13 protein-coding genes are annotated in these 23,177 nt (G+C 40.7%); 1 reads left to right on the top strand and 12 read right to left on the bottom strand.

The features are described from left to right. Nucleotides 1-96: 96 nt before the first annotated feature. From GM920_RS01570 to GM920_RS01520, 11 genes are all read right to left on the bottom strand, one after another. Nucleotides 97-2,259, bottom strand: coding sequence for a c-type cytochrome domain-containing protein (locus GM920_RS01570; RefSeq protein WP_182952856.1), 2,163 nt, complete (start codon nt 2,257-2,259; stop codon nt 97-99). Nucleotides 2,260-2,268: 9 nt separating this feature from the next. Beyond that, nucleotides 2,269-3,294 carry an NHL repeat-containing protein gene (locus GM920_RS01565; RefSeq protein ID WP_182952855.1) on the bottom strand — a complete coding sequence of 342 codons (1,026 nt, stop codon included), beginning with the start codon at nt 3,292-3,294 and terminating at the stop codon, nt 2,269-2,271. A 6-nt stretch (nt 3,295-3,300) separates the two neighbouring features. Beyond that, a complete protein-coding gene (locus tag GM920_RS01560; protein ID WP_182952854.1) occupies nt 3,301-4,752 on the bottom strand; it encodes a DUF1501 domain-containing protein in 1,452 nt (483 codons plus the stop codon). Between the two features lie 4 nt (nt 4,753-4,756). Next, nucleotides 4,757-7,075 (bottom strand): PSD1 and planctomycete cytochrome C domain-containing protein, encoded by a 2,319-nt coding sequence (locus tag GM920_RS01555; protein ID WP_182952853.1) that lies wholly within the window; start codon nt 7,073-7,075, stop codon nt 4,757-4,759. 110 nt (nt 7,076-7,185) lie between these two features. Next, on the bottom strand, nt 7,186-7,377 hold the full coding sequence (locus tag GM920_RS01550) for a glycoside hydrolase family protein (protein ID WP_202986011.1): 192 nt from the start codon (nt 7,375-7,377) through the stop codon (nt 7,186-7,188). Nucleotides 7,378-7,440: 63 nt separating this feature from the next. Then, nucleotides 7,441-10,752: a DUF5107 domain-containing protein gene (locus GM920_RS01545; RefSeq protein WP_182952852.1), complete on the bottom strand. Its 3,312-nt coding sequence runs from the start codon at nt 10,750-10,752 to the stop codon at nt 7,441-7,443. An 11-nt stretch (nt 10,753-10,763) separates the two neighbouring features. Then, a complete protein-coding gene (locus GM920_RS01540; protein WP_182952851.1) occupies nt 10,764-12,110 on the bottom strand; it encodes a sugar porter family MFS transporter in 1,347 nt (448 codons plus the stop codon). A gap of 88 nt (nt 12,111-12,198) precedes the next feature. Then, nucleotides 12,199-14,088 (bottom strand): glycoside hydrolase family 97 protein, encoded by a 1,890-nt coding sequence (locus GM920_RS01535; RefSeq protein WP_182952850.1) that lies wholly within the window; start codon nt 14,086-14,088, stop codon nt 12,199-12,201. A gap of 30 nt (nt 14,089-14,118) precedes the next feature. Further along, nucleotides 14,119-15,372, bottom strand: a complete 1,254-nt coding sequence (locus GM920_RS01530) for a DUF2264 domain-containing protein (protein WP_182952849.1) — start codon at nt 15,370-15,372, stop codon at nt 14,119-14,121. An 84-nt stretch (nt 15,373-15,456) separates the two neighbouring features. Next, nucleotides 15,457-17,169: a RagB/SusD family nutrient uptake outer membrane protein gene (locus tag GM920_RS01525; protein ID WP_182952848.1), complete on the bottom strand. Its 1,713-nt coding sequence runs from the start codon at nt 17,167-17,169 to the stop codon at nt 15,457-15,459. 11 nt (nt 17,170-17,180) lie between these two features. Further along, a complete protein-coding gene (locus GM920_RS01520; RefSeq protein ID WP_182952847.1) occupies nt 17,181-20,339 on the bottom strand; it encodes a SusC/RagA family TonB-linked outer membrane protein in 3,159 nt (1,052 codons plus the stop codon). A gap of 482 nt (nt 20,340-20,821) precedes the next feature. Here GM920_RS01520 and GM920_RS01515 point away from each other — a divergent pair, with 482 nt between their 5' ends. Then, nucleotides 20,822-21,739 (top strand): AraC family transcriptional regulator, encoded by a 918-nt coding sequence (locus GM920_RS01515; protein WP_182952846.1) that lies wholly within the window; start codon nt 20,822-20,824, stop codon nt 21,737-21,739. A gap of 56 nt (nt 21,740-21,795) precedes the next feature. On the opposite strand, the gene GM920_RS01510 is transcribed toward GM920_RS01515, so the two are convergent. After that, nucleotides 21,796-23,175 carry a trehalase family glycosidase gene (locus tag GM920_RS01510; RefSeq protein ID WP_182952845.1) on the bottom strand — a complete coding sequence of 460 codons (1,380 nt, stop codon included), beginning with the start codon at nt 23,173-23,175 and terminating at the stop codon, nt 21,796-21,798. Nucleotides 23,176-23,177: the final 2 nt, after the last annotated feature.

The raw sequence follows: 23,177 nt of genomic DNA, 5'->3' as shown, positions 1-23,177 counted from the left end.
AAAGTGAAAAAGTCTTCCATTGAGGAGTAGGCATAAAAAACGACCAAGTAAAACAGCTATTTACCTGGTCGTTTTTTATTTACCAAAAATTAAATCTTAATTCAACAGGATTTCATCTACAAACACCCAGGCAGGCTGGCCTTTACCCGGATGCCAGGCTGGAAGTTTCTTCAGGTTTTTAACTACAATTTTCAGGCAAGCAATACTTTGAGATTTAAACTTCCCTTCTATTTTAATCAAAGCTCTTTCAGCGTCTTTAGTCGTAGATTCAGTTTTAACAGTACTCAATAATCGCAGGCTGTTTTTTTCCGGACCGCCCCAAATCTCTACTTCATCAGGAGGTAAGATATAGGATGGAACCAATCTCATCACATTTAAAATCACAGCTTGCATCACAACCGGACGTTTGAAGAGTAGCAATGCCTCCAAATTATTCTGCCGAACACCAATCCATTTCCCAGAATTGACCTCATAATCTCCAAACTGATGGTCATAAAGAATTTTCGGAGCCCCAGCTTTATACTTATCGTCTAGTGGCGAGAGAAATATAATTGTATCCGGCTGGTAACCGCTCTTGTAAAAATTGGCCGTAATGGTTTCACTTCCATACCATCCTTCTTTGTAAGCTTTCGCCTTTAGGGTAGTGCTTTCTTTCAGTAAAACCTGTTGACCAAACAGACTGGATGTCAAACTATCAGGTTCCGAACCGTCTGTAGTGTACCTGATTTGAACTCCCTTGATCGGGTGTTTCATCTGTAAAGCGATTGAGTTTTTGAACACCGTAAGTCCATTCAATACGCGCGGTTGATTTAACCGTATGGGATGCTTCCCATCATCCTTAAAACCAGTAACGACCATAATATTGCGGTTCTCACTTTGCAATTTCTGGAGCTCCTCATCGCTCAGCCCAGTATTCCATAAGGTCAATTTTTCAAGACTTTTCATCCTCATTATCGGCTTTATTGAACTGTAAGTCACCTTAGTTCCTGATAAAGACAAGCTTTTTAAATTCGCCAACACCAGCAGATCCTTTAAACCTGCCCCTTTGATATTGGTAAAATTAAGGTTCAATGCATTCAGGTTTTCAAAACCCGCTATCGTTTTCAATTCTTCATCTCGAACTGGCAAACCCTTCATTTCCAGGGAAACGATTTGTTTTTTCACGGCTTCCAGCTCTTTTAAGGCCTCCGGCTTATACACACTTTTATTGTAAATATTAACCGCCAAAGCCGGAGACTCCTTCGATAGCGAATAGACAATCCTGTAATTATTATTTAGCTTTTTAATCGTTTCGCCATCCGCTCCCGCAAAGTCATACTTAGTTTCTGCAGCTCCTGAACCTCCCAAAAATGTAGCGGCTACAATCCTTAAAGAATCCTGTGCTGGTAAATCAATCACTTTCTTTTTTACCTCCGCATTGCCCTTAATCCATAACTTTAACACTGCCATCTCCTCCACAGTCAATTGATTTTTTCCTTTTGGAGGCATGTGTTTTTTATCATCCATAGGTAGATGAATCCGCTCCAGAAGCAGACTGATTTCCGGTTTACCTGGCACAAATAACTTCCCGCTTTTCCCTCCTTTTTGCAAGGATATCGCATTGTCCAACATCAAACTTCCTTTTGCTTTTTCCAGATTATGACAGCTCAGGCATTTCTGAGTAAAAATCGGCAGGATTACATCTTCAAATACTTTAGCCTGAGCTAGTGCCACCTTCGGTAATTCATTTTTCGCTGTAACCGGTTCCATCACGAAATTATCTCCATGGGTTAATGAGGCGCCATAATGACCGGCGAGAATCAAACAAACAATGGTTAAGACTGCCCCTGCTCTGGCCAGGCTAACTTTATACCAGGAGGTATTCCTGGACCAATAGATCAGGGAAGCCATAAAAACAAGCCCTAATCCGGACCATTGATGCCAGTCCAAAAGCTTCCCGGAATAACCTTCTTCTTTAGAGAGTAATAAGCCCATAATGGCTGTCACTGCCGAAAAAAGTGCACCAGAAAGCAAAAGACCAGTTGTAAAACTCTGGTACAAAGGCTCCTTAAGGTAGACTTCTTTAAATCGAAAGCACTCCATTAACATCGCCAGCATGAGCAGTACAATGGGGAAATGCAAGATCATCGGGTGCATTCTCCCGACCGGCTGTAACCAATATGGAATGATCAATTGATCGCTAAAAACGAGTAAAAAAAGAATAAATATATTAGCCGCAAACAGCGCATTAGCTGCAAGCCCTTTAAAAGTTATACGCATAAATAAAATCTATACCCGGGTAAATTTATAAGGATAAACTTTTCCTGAAGCCCATTGAGCCACATACATATTTTCATCCTCATCTACACATACGTCATGAGGATTCAGTAAAATCTTTTCTCCCTGACTCATCGGCTGTAACACGCCATTTTTATAAACCGGCTCCTCACCCCCAATATTGGAAACTACCTGATTTTCCTTGTTGAGGATGGTTGCAAAACCACTCCCCTCCTTGTTCAGATTCGGCGAACGCAGTACCGCGGCATAGAGGTAATCATTTTTAATCACTGCTCTGCAAACGCAGGCACCAGGAAGTTCGATGATTTCTTTTAAATTCCCCTGAAGATCAAAACGTTTAAAACAATTCCTAGTCCGATCGGTCACCAGTAAGGATGGTGTACCATATCGATGGTCTATACAAACGCCATGTGCATTGTCAAGGTGCTTGGTTTCTGCCCCTCTTCCACCAAAATAACTCAATAGTTTCCCAGCTGCATTATAATGAAACACATATTGTAAACCATACCCATCGGCAATAAAGAAATCTCCGTTATCAGCTACTGCCGTTTCCGTAGGTACAAACTCCTCCTTCTTTTTATACAAACCGGTTTCCATCGGACAATCAATTGTCATGAGGATAATTCCATCCAAAGTGGTTTTATATACCTGATGCCTTTCCGTATCCGTGATAAAAAGATACTCCTTCCCATTCTCTTTGGCCAGCGTAAGTCCATGTGCACCCGGAAATTCATGTCCCCAGGAATCCAATAATTTCCCTGATTTATTATAGATCAAAATGTTGTTCTTAGTCTCATTAGTGAGTAAAATGATCCTTCCTTTTCCATCCTGAACCATCTCATGACAATCATTTACAGGGTTTTTCATAGGATTTAGCTGCCCCCATTTGGTATCCAATCTATACTGCATCTCATTGTGCCCATAAACTGGTCCTTCTGATTTTGCATACAAGTCTTTAGTAATAAAAAAGCTGGCTGATATCATCGTCGTATTTTTTATAAATGCTCTTCTCTGCATGGTTAATTAGATTAAAATGTCTTTTATCACCGTACCTGAGACATCTGTCAACCGATACCGGCGCCCCAGGTGTTTAAATGTTAATTTTTCATGATTTAGCCCAAGTTGATGAAGAACAGTGGCTTGAAAATCATGTACGTGTACCGGATTTGAAATCACATTATAGCCAAACTCATCCGATTCCCCATATACAATCCCAGGTTTCACGCCTCCACCAGCCATCCAAATACTAAAGCAGCGCGGATGATGGTCCCGGCCATAATTGTCTTTGGTCATTGCCCCCTGACTATAATTAGTCCGGCCAAATTCACCACCCCAGATCACCAATGTTTCATCCAGTAATCCCCTTTGTTTCAAGTCTGTGATCAATGCAGCAGAAGCCTGATCCACATCTTTCGCTTGTCCGGCCATTTCTGAAGGGAGGTTGCCATGCTGATCCCAACCCTGATGGTATAGCTGCACAAAGCGAACCCCATCCTCACTTAATTTTCTCGCCAACAAACAATTGGCAGCAAAAGTTCCGGGTACCAGGCAATCCGGACCATAAAGCTTAATGATATCGTCTGGTTCTTTACTGAGGTCCGTCGTTTCTGGTACCGCAGTTTGCATTCTATAGGCCATCTCATATTGTTGCACTTTTGCACTAATCTCCGGGTCACCGAATTCCTGATAAGAGATCTCGTTGAGTTCTGCCAGCTGATCCAGCATCTTTCTTCTTTCAAATCGATTCAGCCCTGCTGGATCTTTCAGGTATAAGACCGGATCTTCCCCACTGCTAAACTGTACACCTTGGTGTGTAGAATCCAAAAAACCATTCGTCCACAGTTTGGAATAAACTCCCTGACCATTTCCTTTCCCTCTGGAAAGCAGCACCGTAAAAGCAGGCAGGTTTTTATTTTCGCTACCCAGTCCATAGCTTAGCCAGGCCCCCATACTCGGCCTGTTGCCCTGCTGAGCACCAGTTTGGAAAAAGGTCAAAGCAGGATCATGATTAATTGCTTCTGTATGCATAGATTTGATGATACAGATATCGTCTACCACCTTTGCGGTATAAGGGAACAGGTCACTGATCCATGCTCTGGAATCACCGTATTGTTTAAAGTCAAAATAGGAACCTACCAGGGGAAAGGAAGCCTGATTGGCAGTCATACCTGTAAGCCGTTGGCCGGAACGGATAGAAGCCGGTAGCTCCTGTCCCATCATTTCCCTGAGCTTTGGCTTGTAGTCAAAAGATTCTAATTGTGAAGGTGCCCCGTTCTGAAACAAATAAATGACTCTTTTCGCCTTTGGTGCAAAATCAGGAATTCCCGCAGGCAGGCTGTTTTCGTCCAACCCACCAGTAAACAAATCTGGGATCAGTAAAGAACCCAGTGCCACACTACCAAGCCCCAAACTAAGCTTAGATAAAAAACGACGCCTGTTGAAATTCAGCCCATGTTCTAAAAAATCCTTTTCCATAGCTCTAGGTTTTTGTAATGGTTTCTTCTAAATTATAAATGGTGGTCATCACCTGCATCATAGCAGCCAGATTACGCTTATTGAGCTGCACAGGAATTGGGAACTCCCCAACTGCCAGCACTTTATCTGCCTGCGATTTTTGCTGAAAAACCTTTTGCTGGTCAGCATAATAAGCCTGGAGCACTTTAATTTCCTTTTCATTCGGATTCCTACATACAATCAGGCGAAATGCTTTGACCAATTTGGCTGGGACATCCGTTTTTTCCTGTAATAAGCTGGCGGCTAAGACCCTTGAAGCTTCCAATACAGTAGGATCATTCAGCATCACTAATGCCTGTAAAGGCGTATTTGTATTTAAGCGCTGTACTTCGCATTGATCTCTGTTGCTCGCATCAAAAATGCTCATCGTAGGGGGCGGTACTGTACGTTTTATAAAAGTGTACATCCCCCTGCGGTATAAATTATTTCCATGATCCTGAATGTATTTGGCCAGGATTCCTCGACCAGAGGTGGCTGCCTCCCAAAGCCCTTCCGGTTGATACGGTTTTACACTTGGGCCACCAATTGTTTTCACGAGTAATCCGCTACTGGCCAATACCACATCTCTAACCAATTCTGCAGGAATCCTGTGTCTCGAACTTCTAGACAGCAAAATATTATCAGGATCTGTCTTTAATTTTTCAGCGGACAGGACTGCCGACTGCCGATAGGTTGCCGAACTGACGATTTGTTGGACCAGGTGTTTGATGTTCCAACCATGGCTCATAAAATCTACAGCCAGCCAGTCCAACAGTGCCGGATGAGAGGGCAGTTCTCCCTGCATTCCGAAATCCCCTGATGTTTTGACTAAACCGCGACCGAAAAACTCCTGCCACACCTGGTTCACAAAGACCCTGGCAGTCAATGGATTTTTTTTATCGAATAACCATTTAGAGAGCCCCAGACGATTTTTAGCATACTGGTTTCCGAAAGGCAATATAGATTGTGGCGTTCCTGCAGCCACTTCTTTGCCATGAGCATCATAAACGCCCCTGTTGAGTATATATGTTTTCCGAACGGTATCCCTATCCCCCATCACCGAAACAATAAGCTTATTGGTATCTTGCTTATTTACAAAAGAAAGGAGCTTTTTCACATCCGCATTGCTGATTTCCATCAGCGGTTTTTTCGCATAAGTTTCCGGGCCTCCAACACTGGATTCCAACCCAACTTCCTTTACATTATTAAAGAAAGCAAATACCTCATAATATTCTTTTTGGGAGAAAGGATCGTATTTATGATCATGGCAATGCGCACATTCTAAAGTGACTCCTAATAAGGCTTTACCAAAAGCATTAGTACGGTCGGTGACATATTCTACACGATATTCTTCATCAATTACCCCTCCTTCTTCCGTGATTTTATGATTGCGGTTAAAGCCGGTTGCCAGCAGTTGTTCTTTAGTCGCATGAGGCATCAGATCTCCCGCCAACTGCCAGGTTATAAACTGGTCATAGGGCATATTTTTGTTAAAAGCATGAATCACCCAATCTCTCCACGGCCATTGTGAGCGATAATTATCGTCCTGATAACCATGGGAATCCGCATATCGGGAAACATCCATCCAGTGAAGTGCCATTTTCTCGCCATAAGCCGGCGTATTTAGCAAGGATAAGACCACTTTTTCATAGGCTTTATTGCTGCCATCTGCCAGGAATTTATCCATCAGCGCCATACTGGGCGGTAATCCGGTCAGATCAAGGCTGAGCCTTTTTAAAAGTCTTTCTTTATCAGCTTCCGGATTCGGACTTAGCCCTTGTTCCTCCAGCTTCTCTAAAACAAAATAATCCAACTCATTCTTTGCCCAATCTTGCGTATTAACTTTCGGAAGTTTTGGTGTTTTTGGCGGATTAAATGCCCAGTGTCTTTCATACTTCGCGCCTTGTTTAATCCATTTTTCGATCAGCGAAATTTCATGTGAACTTAGTTTTAAATTGGATGATTTAGGAGGCATGATCAGCGCAGAGTCCGTTGTGGAAATCCGAAGAAAAACCTCAGATGCGCCAGGTTTAAAAGGGATAAGCGCATGGGCAGAAGGATTTTCCTTTAATGCTTTATATGCATTTTCAGCGATATCGAGTCTTAAACCTGCCTCTCGTTTATTCGCATCAGGACCATGACAAGCAAAACACTTATCAGACAAGATCGGGCGGACATGAAAATTATAACTGATCGTATCGGGCATTTGCACTTCGATACCTTGATTATCCCGCGAATTGCAAGCTTGTATTACAAATACAATGCCCGCAAACGCAAGCATTACATAAAATAACCTGCGATACATACAAAAATATATTTGGTTTCCTTTGTGTAAAGAAGTGGTTAACTTCAACTAAAGTAATATTACATTAAATATTCAATTTACATAATGGATTATTCTCCATAATTAATGGACTATTCCATGAAACCAATTGATTTACCATTATGGTGGCGAATCTTGTTGCCCCAGGAGCCTTTCAGGTAAGCGTTACCGCCTTTCATATCATAACGTAGATCTTCCTCATATTTTGGTACTGCATAACCCACCATTTCCCAGTTTACCAAATCCTTAAACTTCGCAAACGGGCTTTCCGGAACATAATGCATACTTGTGGATACAAGGATTTAAATTTAATTAGAAAACAGGGCTATCCAAGTTCAGATCAGGTATTATTTTAAAATATAAAGCGCTCCTATATGAGCAGAATTAAGGGAGCATACTTTTTGGAAAACTTCATTTGCTTCTTCCACAGCTCCAGATCCAAGAAGTCCCAAGCCCTTAATAAAATAGCAATGAACTTTATTCCTTACCTTAAGGTTATCTTCAAAAACGGATAACGTAGGTAAAGAAACTGCAAAATAATCAATTTGAGCAGGATCATTTATGTGTTGATTGGCATAGCTAATTAATTGATCAAAAATACGCTTCGCAGTTTCTGTTTCACCCAATTTAATAAGGGCAAGTCCTTTATAGAATATTTGATCAGGCTCCTGGTCATTATAAAAAATTGCTGCACTAGGCTCATCAGCTCCCAAACAAGCTTTATTAAAACAATTTCTTGCGGCAACTTCATTATTCAATCCCTCATAAGCACAGCCCATAAAGTAAAAGACATCATTTTCCGTCAATCCAAAAAGCTTGCCTTCGCCTAAATTATATGGATAAACCTGAGCTTGCTCCAATAATTCGATTGCTTTCTGGAAGGCTCCGGATTCGATTTTAATTCTAGCCAGCTGAACTAAACTAAATACATATTGACCGGATACTTTTCCTTCTCCACCTTCCCATGGGTGAAACTTCCTGTTCATCAGCAAATCAAGTGCCCGCTCATGTTCCCCCATGATATTATAAAGTATGACCCGTTCCAGGTAAACATCATCACGTTCCTCCACAACAGGAAGGTGACGCTCCAAAAACAGCAGTCTTTTTTTTGGGCTATAGTTTAGTATTAGGTAGAACTGGTGCAGTTCCATCAACAAACGGTCGTCGGTTGGATCCAATTTAAATGCAGTTTCAAAACTGGTCAATGCCCTTCCAGCATCATTCACTTTATTAAAATAAGCTATCCCTAAGTTTCTCCATACGGTCGGAAAGTTCCGGTCTAAGTCCGCTGAAGACTCCCAATAAGTTATGGCTTCCTGATACTGACGTTTATCATAAAACAAATTCCCCAGATAATATGGTGCTTTTGCCCCCAAGGGGTTTTTGGAAATTGCAAATTCCAACAACTCAATTTCTTCCAAACGGTTGGGAAAGCACAAGTAGCTATCTGCTCGCTCAGCTTGCTGCAGCAAACGATCTACCTTTTTCTCCTCCCCAATTTGAGCCTGAAAAAAAGCCAGGTAATAATAAACAAGTGGACTTGTTCCCTTCTCCTTAATTGCATAACTCACTAAGTCAATGGCCTCTGAATACAGGCCCATCGTCATATAATCTATTGCATACTCCATAAAGTTCTGCTCGTATCCTCTGGAAAGCCTCCGTAATTCGTCCTGATAATATTTTGCTTTTTCATGATCTCCAAGCACTTTACAGGCGCAATTGCATTCGAATAAGGCACCAAGATTAAAAACATCTCTATTCAATGCAGCAAGAGCAATGGAGATGGCGCTTTCTGGCAAATTGAGTTTTCGATAGCTAGCAGATTTTACCACATATGCTTTACTATTATTGGCATTGCTATCCAGGGCGATGGAAACGTGTGTAATTGCCTGTTCATAGTTGCCTTTTTTAACATCAAGTTGAGCAACTGCAAAATAGCCGGCTGCTTTCCAGGCATTACCCCAGGATGATTTATAAAATGCATCATAGGCTTCTTTATCCTGCCTCAAAAACCTTAAACATAATCCAAGGTTATAATATGGTTCCGTGTCGTATGGATTTGGATTGCCCGCGCTACTCGTCTCCATAGCCTTTCTAAAATAACCCTCACTTTTTTTAAACTGACCATGTCTTAAGTACCACAATCCAAGTGCATTGTTATTTCTAATATCTCCTGGCTCTTGTTTTAGCGCCTTTTCATAATAAGGCAGCGGACTATAAGTCGCATGTCTGTATTGCTCTAAATGTTGTCCTGTTAAGAAGAGCTGCTCATTGCTTTCAATGTCTTCGGGTCTTAAAGCAGGTTTTGCAGGTTCAGGAAGGATATTCTTTTGATACGTAGAGGTATCATATCGCAGCAGTTCCTCACCATTAATTTTAGTGATCAGCAGCAGTAAATGATCAGCTTCCAGCTGCTGGTCCAGGGCAATGACCTTCACATAAACATTTTCAGGGGAAACACTGATTTTTTCTTCCCAAAACACTTTTTCATTGATGTTCAGTTTTACTTCCAAAGCTGGCTGTTCAGCAGTTGCATAGATCTTCAGTTCCAATCCATCCCCGACCTTATTGATGGCCAAAAGAATGTCTTTACTCGCATTTTTAACCATTCCCAATTCACTGTAAGGAAGAAAATACTGTGTAAATGATTTCTCTTCATTTGGCATGATCCAGGTAAAGTCGGGTTGGTTATCTGTAAACATGCCTGTCATGAGCTCTATGTAAGGGCCATCTTCATCTGTCAGGTTTCGATCCCAGGCTTTCCCAAAATCTCCATTACCCCAGGTCCATTGTTTTTTACCTGGAGACACATGGTGATTTGCCACATGTAATAGCCCGCCCTTTGAATCATGTTCATAACCACCAACAAAATCATATTCTGAGTTAATGGCCATATAGGATGTGGGTACAGGAATATTTTTATACCTGGAAATGTCAGTTCCAGGTGCATAATTCACCTTATAATAAGTACCTGTAGCAATTGGGAAAGCAGAAACATCACGTTTACCATGATCAAAAACTGCATTGACATCGGGTGGAAATACAGATTGGTAATGATCATTTACTTTGACAGCTGGATTTGCCCACCAAAGAAAGGTTTGCGGGAGATCAGTCCTATTGAATAGTTTCGCTTTTATTTCAATATAAGCCTTATCTGGATACAGTGTAAAACCTGCCATCCCTTTAGTATGGAACATTTGTTCTATCTCATTCAGCCAAACTGTTTTACTGCCATCTACATGGCTTTCCATGGTGAAATCAATCGGATCAAATGTACTGGGCCGATGGTGCTGAGGCCAGTTAAACTCTATTCCGCCTGAGATCCATGGCCCCGTTAACCCCACTAAGGCTGGTTTTATAACCTGGTTATAATAAACAAAATGTCTTTGTTTTATTTTGTCATAAGCCATCTGGATCCTTCCTCCAAGTTCCGGCAAGATCATGATTTTCAAATAATCATTTTCGAGAAACAGACCGATATAGGATTTGTCTTCTTTTTCGTCCAATATTTTTTCGATTACTGGATTAGGATAAACCACTCCACTACTTCCCTGGTAGATCCTATTCTCAAAAAACATCGGATTTTTATTAGGTTTACCAGTACCATAGGTAGGTATGATCACCTGTTCTTGCCATATGCTAACAGTAGATTTTTTCATTTAATAGCTGATTAATGTCTTGCTAAACTTTGCTCTAGTTCTTCTAATGTTTGGCCTTTTGTCTCTTTAACTTTTCTTTTTATAAATAAAAATCCAAGGAAACAAATGGCGGCATACAAATAGAATGGTCCGAATGTACCGAGCTTAGCTGCCAGAATCGGAAAAGTAAATACGAGTATAAAGTAGGCAGCCCAAAGGGAAATGATGGCTACAGATGAAGCCACCCCACGAATATTGTTGGGGAAAATTTCCGAGATCAACACCCAGGTTACAGGCGCCAATGAACTGGCATACAAGCTGATTCCCAGCAATACAAAAACTGAAATCAGGCTGGCAGGAAATTGGTTTTGCAATAGAAAAGCAAGGATTAAATAAACCACAGACAAGCCAAGGGCCCCAATCATCATCAAGGGCTTTCTTCCCAGCTTATCCACTTGCCACATGGCAAAGATCGTAAAAACAAGATTGACCACACCAATGGCCACCGTTTCCAATAACTGGCGATCCAGGTTGGCTCCTGCAGATTCAAAAATGGTAGAGGTATAATTAAATACCACATTAATCCCGCATAACTGCTGAAAAACAGCCAGCACAATACCTACAATTACTGCTGGGCGTACACTTTTCTCAAAAACAGCTTTAAGGGATTGTTTTTTATTTCCAGAAAGGGATTGTTCTATTGCTAAAAATGTAGAGTTTACAAAGGTTTCTGATCCGATTTTTAGTAGTACAGCTCTTGCTTTTGATTGCTGTCCGACTTTCATTAACCACCTTGGACTTTCAGGAAGCCACAATACACCAATTAAAAATATAAGAGATGGAACTACGCCTAAACCAAACATCCAACGCCAAGCCTCCGGACCAATATCGGCAAGAAAATAGTTCAGTAGATTCGTCACCAAAATACCAATAACCACCGTTAACTGATTGATCGCAACATTTCGTCCCCTCACTTTAGCTGGTGAAATTTCGGCGATATACATTGGGCAAAGCATTGAAGCCATCCCTACGCCTATCCCGGCTATAAAACGCAGCATTACAAACATCATAAAGCTGGTTGAAAAAGCAATCCCCAGAGAAGACCCGGCAAAAATAGCCGCAGCAATCAATAGACCTGGTTTTCTACCTTTACGATCAGCGATAGCCCCGGCAAGCAGGCATCCTGCAATACAGCCTAATGCCAGAGAGCCAGTTAAAAATCCTTCCCACCAAGGATCAAGCATGAATTGCGTTCTTAAAAAAGGCAGCGCGCCGGATATCACTGCAAAGTCAAACCCAAATAAATATCCGCCAAGGGCAGAAATAAAGGATATGCCAATAATATATTTGTGATTAAAAATGTTTTTTTCTAAAGCCATTTACCAAATACTTTGATGCCCCAAATTTGCGCTCCTGATTCCTCAGGAACAATGGACGATTAAACTTAAAAGATAGATTTTACGTTTATTATTTTATAGGTCTAATGACCATTGCCTGACCACTTTTTTCCAGCAGATCTATGTTCAAAACTGTCGATGCATCTACTTTCATCTTTTTGATGACAATTTTTGTTGGCCCTGGCAGCGCCATATCATCCGCATAAATTGTGGCTTCATAGGATTTATTTTTAGCCAAAAAATCAAGCGGTAAAGCAAAACTAATCGGTTTGTCTGTCAATGTGCCCACATACCAATCGCCGCCATTTCTACGTGCGATTGTTCCATGTTCTCCAATCTTACCGGCGATTACTTTCGTATCATTCCAAACTGTAGGTACTGCATCATAAAAACTAAGGTCGGGAAGTTCAGTGATGACTGAAGCAGTTGATCCTGCCCCACCTTTTTGTATCGGCGATCCTAATGGACGATCGTACCAATATAGAAATTGCCATGGGCTATAAATACAAATCGCTTTTGCCATTTGAGAAGCATGAGAACCCATTTCATTGACCCTGGGTGCAAAATAACAATTGGTAAAATCGCCAGCTCCGGCTATCATTCTTGTAAACATGGTAATCAATACCTGATGGTTATCCGGACTTTCTTCTTCTCCACGGATTCCTTCCTGAGTTAATAAATTCGGATAAGTTCTGGAGTAGCCTGTTGGGCGATATTCATCATGAATATCTACCATCAAATGATGATCGGCTGCTTTACGAACGGCTTCATGCAACCAGGAAGTACTATTTTGGCTACCCACGTTCACAAAGCCATATTTCATCCCTTTTACTCCCCAGGACCGAAACAATGGAAGTATGGCATCTAGTTCCTTTGACAATGCCCGTTGATTCACATAAAGTATCACACCTACTCCTTTACTTTTCCCATAAGCAATAACCTCTTGTAGTGCCAATGGTCCTGGAGATCTTGAAGGGTCAACATTTACCGCTAATGCGCTGGAGGTATTGTCATATTCATGACCATACCAACCTGCATCAAATTCTACATATTGCAAATTGTGTTTGGCTGCAAAGTCTATACAGGCTTTTCCCCCGATGGTCGTCAGCGTAACCTCACGAATCACTTTACCAGGCTTAATCCATGATGGATCTTTTATCTCATTACCCTGGTTTAAATTCAAAATAAAACTATTGTTTTCTAATAGTTTTCCAGCGGACTCTGCAATCATCACATATCTCCAGGGCGTTGAAAAATCCGTTTTATAAACTGCATTCCCATCAAGTGCAGCAATGAGCAATAAGCTATCTTTTGGAGAGCGGTTGAATTTCATTCTCGCATGATCCACCAAGGCAGCTTCACCCAATGCAATGAAACAATTTTGATCCATCTCAATAACATATGGACGCTCAGTCCCCTTTCCTGTTTTACTAATGCTGCCCTTGCGGTATAACGCTTGTGCATTACCTGCCAGCCAGGAGGAATAATCCTTCGTAAATCTAAAACCAGTAAGCTCCCCGGTGATGGTCAGTGCTTTATTGGTCAGGATATTATATTTAAAGGCTACCCCTTCATTATAAACCCTTGCCGTCAGAGAAAATAAACGATAAGGCATTTTTCCTTCTTTAAATTGAATAGTTACTTCTTTATAATGATCCAGATAACTGTCCTTTTCCCCGTAAAGCGGCTTCCAGTTTTCTTTCACCATTTTCTCCTTGGTGGATACTACGGTGAGGTCCTTGGACAATGGTCTTTCATTTTCAAATTCAAGTCCTAATGGCGAGTTCGCAATAATTGGGCTACCCAGGTGAGAGATCGCATAACTTAACTCATTTTCATTTTTTAAACTGGTTGAAATGGTCAGCTCCGTTTTTTTATCCGGGCTTAAAATCTTGATATCCTTGGCTTGAATGATTAACGTGCTTCCAACTAAGCACAGCACTAAAAGTATCTTATTCATTTTCTTTTTTTACTTTAATAAATGGCGATTCTAATTTGATTCCTTATAGGCATGATCAGCTGGCAAATCAATTCCCTGCCAAACCTTCTTACTAGTCCAGTCTTGAGCTGGACTAGTCCAGAATGGGTCATTTGCAGGTAATCCCAATGGCAACAACCCTACTGAACAGAGGTATAAACTTCCCGTGGTGATGTAATACTCCCCAATATTTGGTTGATATCCAAACATGCCAAGCTTTAACCAACCCTGCGCATCAAAAGTATTTGGAGCCTCCATCAGACGATAAATCACCAGAGATAATCCAGTTCGAACCTGAGCTGGCGAAACACCTGCAGGAAGTTCTTTCAGCAAGGCAATTTGTGACAAGACCTGAAAAGCACCAAAGCGATAAACCAATGACCGGCCAATTGGCGGGAAGGTACCTTCAGGAGAAATCATTCGTTCTTGAACCGCGGCATATCTTTGCGCACGTTTTAATGCTTTATCGTAGGGAATAATCTGGCTAGTTCCATGCTCTTTTAAAACTTTAGTAATGTCAAGAATCATAGGTTGTATCACAAAACTATTATAGTAATCCCAGTGAAAATCAGCTCCATCTCCATATGCGCCATCTCCTTTATACCAACTTTCATGTTTACTTAAGGCGTAAGTAATAGGTTCCATATCCCCGGAATTCCCAGACTTTAACAGAAAAGCTTCGATGATTGCCCTAAACAACAACCAGTTATTTTCACCTGGCTTGATACTACGGGAACTTTTTAAGGCATTTACTATATTCTGTTTTGTTTGTTGATCAAGTGGCTCCCACAATTGTGTGTAGCCACGTAGTAAGCCCTGAGCCAGGAATGCTGCATCTACCAATGGCTGTTGGCCATGCTTAGCGCTGAAATTAAGGAAATCCGGCGAAGATGGATCAACTGCATTGGCCAAAGCCTTTCTTGTTAAATCAATATAAGTAGCCCGGAGTTTCCCCTCTGGGCTTTTATCTGGCCCTAGTTCCAACCATGGTGTAATACCGGCAAGAGTTCGGCCAAAAGCTTCCAAATGCGCTACCTCCTTACGTTTTTCTTCCTTACAATCTACTGGCATTTTAGCACGCAGCTGCGCTTTACTAAGGTTTTTCAATACTGGATCTGCTATTTTAACCAACACTGAGACCCAATACTCCCGGGAATTATACCGTTCAGGTTTGACCTCTTTTCTTTCCTTGCCAAAAGCAGAAAAACCTAGTGAAATTATTAAAATGAGTAACATTAAAACAGGGAATCGCGTCATTCTTCTCATATGTTGTGTGGTTATTATTTTGCTGTACTTATTCTACTGGAAACCGTACAGCAAAATAATCCAATTTTCAGGAATAGTAATAAATTAATACCCCGGGTTTTGTGTCATTACCGCCCCTTTATTGGCCTGGATCACTGAATTTGGAATTGGCATCTTGTTCAGGTGTGCATCTGCTGTATATCCATTGAATTTCATATACCCATTGTATTTATTCAGATACTCTGCTAATTTCCCCATCCTCATTAGGGTATTCAATCTAAATTCTTCCTGATAAAGCTCACGTGCACGCTCATCCAGAATTAAGTCAAGCGTTACCTCTCCAGCGTCCACAGGCGTTGCCTGAGCCCTCCTCCTAACCGCATTGATGTCCTCTGCTGCTGCACCGAGATTGCCGTTTAGCAAATTCGCTTCCGCTCTTAAAAGGTAAGTTTCCGCAAGCCGCATAATATACCAGTCCTTATAAGTCCGCCCGTTATCATGCCATTGCTTACTGGTTGCATCTTGAAATTTATGATAATGAACTGCCGACACCACTTTTTTAAACTGAGGTGAGCAGACCACTTTAAAGACTGAAGGGGCTCCACTATTTGCCTCGGTAATTGGCTGTCCATAAAACTTACTTGCCGGATTTGTATAATACCAGGTCCTTTGAACATTGAATGCAGAATTTCGGATATCTTTATTCCAGTCCCCTTTAAACCTCCAAATCAGAGAGTCTGCATATTTTGTAGCGATCAGAGTTCCAACTGGTCTTCCCATCAGGGTGTCCATTAGGAAATTTGAAACGCCATTTACATCTTTAACCGTCCATGGAATAGGCCCCCACCATCTTTCCATCGTAAAGAAACCACCCGAAGCATTGACGTCAACATTATCTCCACCTAGAATATTAGGATCTTGTTCAATATTCCAAATGGCTTCCTTATTCCCTTGAACCCAGTTGAAATTCCCATCCTGAAAAAGGTCAAAGTAAACATCGCCATAAGGCTTAGCAGCCCCCTTATAAGTAGGCCCACTAAAAGTGAAATTTTTAAAAGCGCCAAAACGATTCTGCATCAAACTGTTATTAGCTCCATTAATCACCGAGTCTGCTGCACTAATGGCACCCTGATAATCCTTCATACAGATTTTCACTTCAGATAACAGATGAAAAGCTGCCTCACGAGGTGCTCTGCCACCAGTTTGTTTATGAACGCCTGGCATCCATTTCACTGCAAACTCCAGATCGCTTTTACACAGTTGATAAACTTCCTCCTGACTACTCCTGGTATAGTCAAACTTGGGAACTTTGGTTTCATTAATGACCAAGGGTACACCACCATAAATATTAGCGAGAAAATGATAACAGAAGGCTCGTAAAAATTTTGCTTCGGCTACGATTGCATTTTTTTCTTCCGGAGAAGACCAAACTGCAGCAGGCAATTCTGCACGGTCAATAACGGTATTTGCCTTGGCAATCATCCCATAAAGATTCCCCCACCATTTACTGGAAAAACCATTGTCTGCATTTAAGGTATTCCAATTGAAATAGGGAATATAACTGGTTGTGGCATTTCTGTTGTCTGCCAAATCCACATCATAACCCAGCATATCATAATTTGAAGCCGCGTCAGTAGTGGCATAAAAGTTAGTACGTACATTGAGGTATATATGCGCCAAGGCTGATTGAAACTGGGCTTTATTGGTGTAAGCATTCTCCGGACTATAAAAGTCCAGCGGAACTTCCTTTAATGGTTTTTTACAAGCAACCAATCCCAGGGTCGAAAACAGAATCAATAACAATATTTTATGTTTCATTACAATCGATTTTAAAAGTTAAATGATAGACCAGTCATAAATGTTCGGATGGATGGAATAGAACTATCGGTTATCCCATTATTCGTCTCCGGATCCATACCTACCCAATGTGGTGCAAAAGTCAATAAGTTATCGGCACTAACAGACAGACTTAGGCCTGGAATACCATATTGCTTCACAAATTTCGTCAGGTTATAGGTTAGTGACATTTTCTGCAGTTTGATAAAACTGCGGTCAAGATATTTTGTTCCGCGATAAGCAGCCGCATTCGCATAGTTGGGACGGGGGAACATGGCACCTGGATTATCAGGGGTCCAATAATCATAAACCGGATGATTTATAGCTGCATTGTTAGCATATGGATCATTGTATGGCGTATTGCTACCCGACTGGAAATACCCATTCCCACCCCAGATAGAATAGATGTACACCATCAAAGAAAAGTCTTTATATTCAAAGGTATTCGTAAAGCTCCAGCGGAAATTCGGATTAGAATTCCCTAAAAATACGCGGTCTTTATCGGAAGTAATCTTACCATCACCATCCACATCCAATAGCTGATAAGTACCGGGTGCCATTCCTTTCATAATGGTACCATTATCCAAATCTGCTTGTTGCCACATTCCGGTTACCTTAGTACTATAAATCGTCCCAAGTGATTTACCAATGAAATAGCCTTGAGAAATAAGATCCTTTTCAACCCCGTTTTCGTCTTTCCCATAAATACTGATGATTTTATTTCTATTTAAAGAGAAGGCAATATCGGATCTCCATTTAAAGGTTCTACTGTCAATATTCAGGGTACTTAAACTCAATTCAATACCTTTATTCCCAATTTTACCAAGATTTGAACTGATACTACCAAAACCCGAAGTAGAAGGTAACTCTAATGGAAAAATAAGATTATGGGTATATTTTGAATACCAATCAACTGTACCGTTTATCCGGTGTTTAAGCAAAGAAAAATCAAGCCCCAGGTTTAAGCCAACAGTAGACTCCCACTTCAGGTCGCTATTTCCCAGGTTATTTACAAATTGTGTTGGTGTATAAGAGCTATTCCCTTCGTAAAAGTATTTGCCATTACCCATTCTTCCCAGGGTACCATAAGCCGCAATAGATTGATTTCCATTGCTACCATAAGAAGCACGCAAGGCAAGATGATCAATAGCATCAATTCCTTTCATGAATTTCTCATTGGATACATTCCAATTGACACCAACTGATGGAAAGGTTCCATATTTATGGTTTTCACTAAAGGCAGAGAATCCATCTCTACGTATCGTTCCTGTAATGGTATACTTGTTATCATAATTATAAGTAACACGTGCCATCTGACCAATTGCAGCTGTTTTCGAAGCCGATGAACCCAGAGTTTGGAGTTTTGCTTTCCCTAAACCATATATACCAAGAGAAGTATCATCAAAGCCCTCTCCGTGTGTAGTCATCCCTATAGCACTATAATTTTCAGTAGAATAAAGTGCTGTTACATCAAGGTTATGTTTGCCAAAGGTATGGTTATATTTAAGCAGGTGATCGAGTAATGTGGTATAACTGCGTGAGTAACCCTGATCACCTGAACCTGCTTTAGGTGATCCAAGAACGGTATGCAAACCATAGAAAGAACCGGTTTCATTATTATTGAGTGTATTTGAATAAGTCAAATTATAAGAAAGACCTTTAACCCATGGAATTTTCACCCTCGCGGTAAGAATTCCATTCAGGTTATTTTGTCTATTATAACTGTCGTCTGCAATCTGCCAATAAGGGTTGTTAAATGAAGTGGTGGTTTGCGGAAATTGCAAGTAAGAGCCATCGGCATTATAAAGTGAAGCATACGGACTAAACCAGTATGGACTACTGCCACTGGCATTCGTACTCAATCCATATATAGTTGAGCCAGGATAACTTTTAAGACTATAATAGCTTTTTACCCCGACATTTAACCAATTTGTTAAATCGGTTTCCAGATTAACCCTTCCGGAATAATGTTTATACAAATCATTGACAATTACACCTTTCTGATCAATAAGATTACCCGAAATATAATATTGCGTTTTATCCGTTTTATTAGAAATACTAAGGGTAGCATTTATCGATTGCCCTGTCTGACGAAATAAGCTGTAAGGATCTGTTAATGTGGGTTGATGATCCGGTGTTGCATTGTAATTTTTTTGCTCTTCATTTTGCAGGTAAATGGCAATTTTATTAGGATCAGCCTCAAGACCATTTGCCTGTCTGATGTCCAGCATCCTTTGTATATAACCTGGCGCATCGTATACTTTCAGGTGTTCCAGTTCATTGCTAAAACCATAGTTGAGTAAAGCCCCAAATTTGGGCTTCCCATTTATCCCACTCCCCTTTTTAGTTTCAATTAGGATGACCCCATTGGCCGAACGCGATCCATAAACTGCCGCCGCACTTGCATCTTTTAATACGGTAAAACTCTCTATATCGGCCGCTGGAATATCGTTAAGTGTACCTCTAAAAATGGCTCCATCCACTACAAGTAATGGATTTGACCCTGCATTTATTGAATTTGTACCCCGAATAGAAATTGAAGCGACCTGGCCTGCAGTATTTATGGAACCAACATTTAATCCGGGAAGGGTCCCCTTAACAGATTCCAAAATATTGTTTACCGGTACATGCTCATACGTTTTTAGATTAGCCGTCGACACTGCTCCTGTCACGTCTTTCCTACTTTGAGTACCATATCCAACTACGACAACCTCATTCAGCTTCCCCACATCTTCCAGCAACCTGATCGTGATACTTTTACGGTCCCCAACCCGAATTTCCTGAGGCAGAAAACCAATGTAGCTGACCAATAAAATGGATTCGTTACTCCCTACGGCTAGTTTAAAATTACCATTCGCATCAGTCTTTGTACTGTTCTTACTTCCTTTTTCGAGAATACTGACACCCACCATCGGCAATCCTTTTTCGTCTAATACCGTTCCGGATACATTGACATTCTGATGATTTCCGGGGAATTTCAATTGATTGTTTCTATTTTTAAAAGAGGTATGGAGCTGTGCATTCAAGCTCAGTTTTGCGTTACCGAAACTGCAGTAAGCTACTCCACTCATGACCATTCCTAGCGGAATCTGGCACAATAGCCTCCTCAGCGCCTTAGGAAAAGGCCTGGTTTTTAGTAGATAATATTTCATATATTTGGTTAGTTTCAGGATAAAAATTGAGACCATAACATCCCTTCATCACCCGTTTGCAAGATGTTGTCATGAAGGAAAATTTCACATAACGGTATCTTCTGGTACTGTTATGTGCTCATACAATAAAGGGAATTGGTTTAAGTTGGTTTTCTGCTCATTGTGGTGGTTTTTAGAAGTTCAAACAATAGACTATCATTAGGTTATTTAGCATTATTAAACTTTATCATTTTTTAATTCATCCCTACGCTCCTCTTCCACCTGCTTTTAGCAACACGCTCATCTTTAGCATTAATAACTTGAAGATATAGCTCTTTTTAGCAAAAAAAAATAGACTATTAAATTAAAAGGATGGACTAAAACACTATCCTGAGGTATCCTCGCATAATCCATTAAAACAAAAGCATAGTTCATTGCAGAAAATGCCAAAAGGTGATAATTTAGGATAAAGAAAAACACAAGACCTCCATTTAAAAAAAGACATGAAATTGGTTAAAAAGAAGAGACATGGCTTTAACGGTGAAAAGCTGATTAGCCTTCCAAAATCCTTGTATGAGCGTAAAAATGAAAATGAGATTGCATTAAATTTACTATACATCACGCATATAGGCTACTTTCCTAAGGCAGAGGGACATTATCGCAGCAGACTTAAAGGCTGTACCGATCACATCCTCATGTATTGTACAGCAGGCAAAGGATGGTTTAGCATTGGAACAGAGAAACATAACGTGATGGCGAATCAGTTTTTCATACTTCCGGCAACGGACCTTCATTCCCAATATGCTTCGGATCCCTCAGATCCATGGACTATATACTGGGTTCATTTCATAGGAGATAATTTAACCTATTTAAACCAAACCCTATCAGTAGGTGACTTGCTCATTCCGAGAACCATCCCCTATGATGATCATAAAATAAAGCTATGGAATATGATGTACAATTGTTTTGAAAAAGGCTACAGTGAAGAGAACCTGATTTATGCCAATTTAACCTTCTACTATTTCATTGCCAACTTTCTATTCCCAAAGAAAACCAATGAATTAACCACCATTACTGATCTTGAATTCCCAGATAAGATTATTAATTATATGCAAGCCAATCTTGCTCAAAAACTAACAATTAAGGACATGGCAGATGAATTTTCCTATTCCGTTTCACACTTTCAAAACTTATTCAGAAAAAGAACAGGCATATCTCCTATCGATTATTTTATACAGCTGAAAATACAGAAGGCTTGTCAGCTTTTAGCGCTATCAGATCTTCGTATTAAGTCTGTTGCAGCAAGCATCGGCTATCCTGATCCCTATTACTTTTCAAGAATTTTTAATAAGGTAATGGGGATGTCACCTTTAGTTTACCGGAGAATAAATAAAATTGGCAATTATTCAGGTAGTCAATAACCTCGCAGGGAACAACCGCTGCCTGAGCAACGGTTGTTAAATAGCATAAATTAAAACTAAATACAGCTCAGTTCTTTGGAAGCTTTCGGTTGCAGCCAAACGGCTTTCTTAACCACCAATTTCCCTTGGTCATTGATAAATTTAGCTTGCCAAAGAATTTTCTTTGCGCCATTATTGGTCAGTATTGATTTTTTATTCCCATCATGTTTTATGGTAACGAGTGTATTCAATACCGGCACATCCTTCAGCTCCGAATTACTTCCGCTTTTTCCGCGGTACAAAGTACTGATGCGATTTAGCCTGGCATCTGCTTCCATTCCCATCAAACCTTCTGTAAATCCTTTCACTACACCAAAAGATACTTCAGGATACTCTCTTCTCTTCGTGCTGGGATCGGTTAAGTGCAACATATAATCATAAGCTTTATCCGCATGCCCATTTTGATACATAATCAATGGAAAATAAGATAGATTTTCAACATTCCAGTTATTAGACAACAAATGCTGAATGGTCTTGTCTTTTCGTTCCCCTGCTTTCAAGGCATCAAACCACAATAAAAATGTCTCTCCTTCATCCAGACCAAATTTATGGTCATCGGAATAAAAAGTATTGTATCGTGAGGCGGTATCATTCCACCAAAGAGCATCAATATTCTTCTGGTACGTTGCAGCCTTTTCTCTGTATAATTTTGCTTTTTTACTTTCTCCTTTTAGGTCCAACATGTTCGCGTAAGAAGTCAGCCCGCTGTATAATGCAGCCACCAAATCTACGCCCATTTTAATATTCGGAACCCCTTCGGAATAAGAAGGTAAACCGCGACACCTGTTAAATGCATCTTTCACATTAAAAGGAACAGGTGCATTTGGATGGGTCGGTCTGGTTAACAGTGAGTCCGCCTGTAACACCCAGCTGTCAATGAATTTAGTCACAGATTTTTCATGGAAGTTGGCAAATTCAGCGCCCTTAATATATTCTTCATCACCCGTCCATAAATACAGTTTCCAACTGGCAGTGATCAGGTCGAAGTTTGCGTTCAGGTTATACCAAAACGCTTTGTCATTTCGGTAATCTTCTGGAGCCGGATTCCCCAAATGGTTCATTTCCCAAAAAGAACACCAGTCTTTTGAGGCAGAAATCCCTTTCGCAAAATGTCGAAACATATTTTTGTTCTCCTTTTGGAGGCCTAAAATCTCGCCGCCGATACTTTGATGTGCCACATCACGCATACAGAATGCGGATCGTGGTGGCAATGCTGATTCATACCATGGCCCTACCGGATCAGCCGGTTTACCTTTATAGCTTAAAGCCATTTCTTTTGCCCTGACAAAAGCAGTCTGTAATGCCGGATCTGATGATTTAAAAGTTACTCCGGTTTGCTGCGCATAAACGCTATTACAGCAGTAAATCAGGAGGTATAAAAAAAGTACTCTTTTCATGT

It is taken from the genome of Pedobacter gandavensis (assembly GCF_014172405.1).
GTDB classification, from domain to species: Bacteria; Bacteroidota; Bacteroidia; order Sphingobacteriales; family Sphingobacteriaceae; genus Pedobacter; species Pedobacter gandavensis.
This window is presented reverse-complemented; position numbering and strand designations above follow the sequence as displayed.

What these genes read in the sequence shown, in the direction of transcription:
- GM920_RS01570 (WP_182952856.1), bottom strand. Translation starts at nt 2,259, where the DNA reads ATGCGTATAACTTTTAAAGGGCTTGCAGCTAATGCGCTGTTTGCGGCT.
- GM920_RS01565 (WP_182952855.1), bottom strand. Translation starts at nt 3,294, where the DNA reads ATGCAGAGAAGAGCATTTATAAAAAATACGACGATGATATCAGCCAGC.
- GM920_RS01560 (WP_182952854.1), bottom strand. Translation starts at nt 4,752, where the DNA reads ATGGAAAAGGATTTTTTAGAACATGGGCTGAATTTCAACAGGCGTCGT.
- GM920_RS01555 (WP_182952853.1), bottom strand. Translation starts at nt 7,075, where the DNA reads ATGTATCGCAGGTTATTTTATGTAATGCTTGCGTTTGCGGGCATTGTA.
- GM920_RS01550 (WP_202986011.1), bottom strand. Translation starts at nt 7,377, where the DNA reads ATGCATTATGTTCCGGAAAGCCCGTTTGCGAAGTTTAAGGATTTGGTA.
- GM920_RS01545 (WP_182952852.1), bottom strand. Translation starts at nt 10,752, where the DNA reads ATGAAAAAATCTACTGTTAGCATATGGCAAGAACAGGTGATCATACCT.
- GM920_RS01540 (WP_182952851.1), bottom strand. Translation starts at nt 12,110, where the DNA reads ATGGCTTTAGAAAAAAACATTTTTAATCACAAATATATTATTGGCATA.
- GM920_RS01535 (WP_182952850.1), bottom strand. Translation starts at nt 14,088, where the DNA reads ATGAATAAGATACTTTTAGTGCTGTGCTTAGTTGGAAGCACGTTAATC.
- GM920_RS01530 (WP_182952849.1), bottom strand. Translation starts at nt 15,372, where the DNA reads ATGAGAAGAATGACGCGATTCCCTGTTTTAATGTTACTCATTTTAATA.
- GM920_RS01525 (WP_182952848.1), bottom strand. Translation starts at nt 17,169, where the DNA reads ATGAAACATAAAATATTGTTATTGATTCTGTTTTCGACCCTGGGATTG.
- GM920_RS01520 (WP_182952847.1), bottom strand. Translation starts at nt 20,339, where the DNA reads ATGAAATATTATCTACTAAAAACCAGGCCTTTTCCTAAGGCGCTGAGG.
- GM920_RS01515 (WP_182952846.1), top strand. Translation starts at nt 20,822, where the DNA reads ATGAAATTGGTTAAAAAGAAGAGACATGGCTTTAACGGTGAAAAGCTG.
- GM920_RS01510 (WP_182952845.1), bottom strand. Translation starts at nt 23,175, where the DNA reads ATGAAAAGAGTACTTTTTTTATACCTCCTGATTTACTGCTGTAATAGC.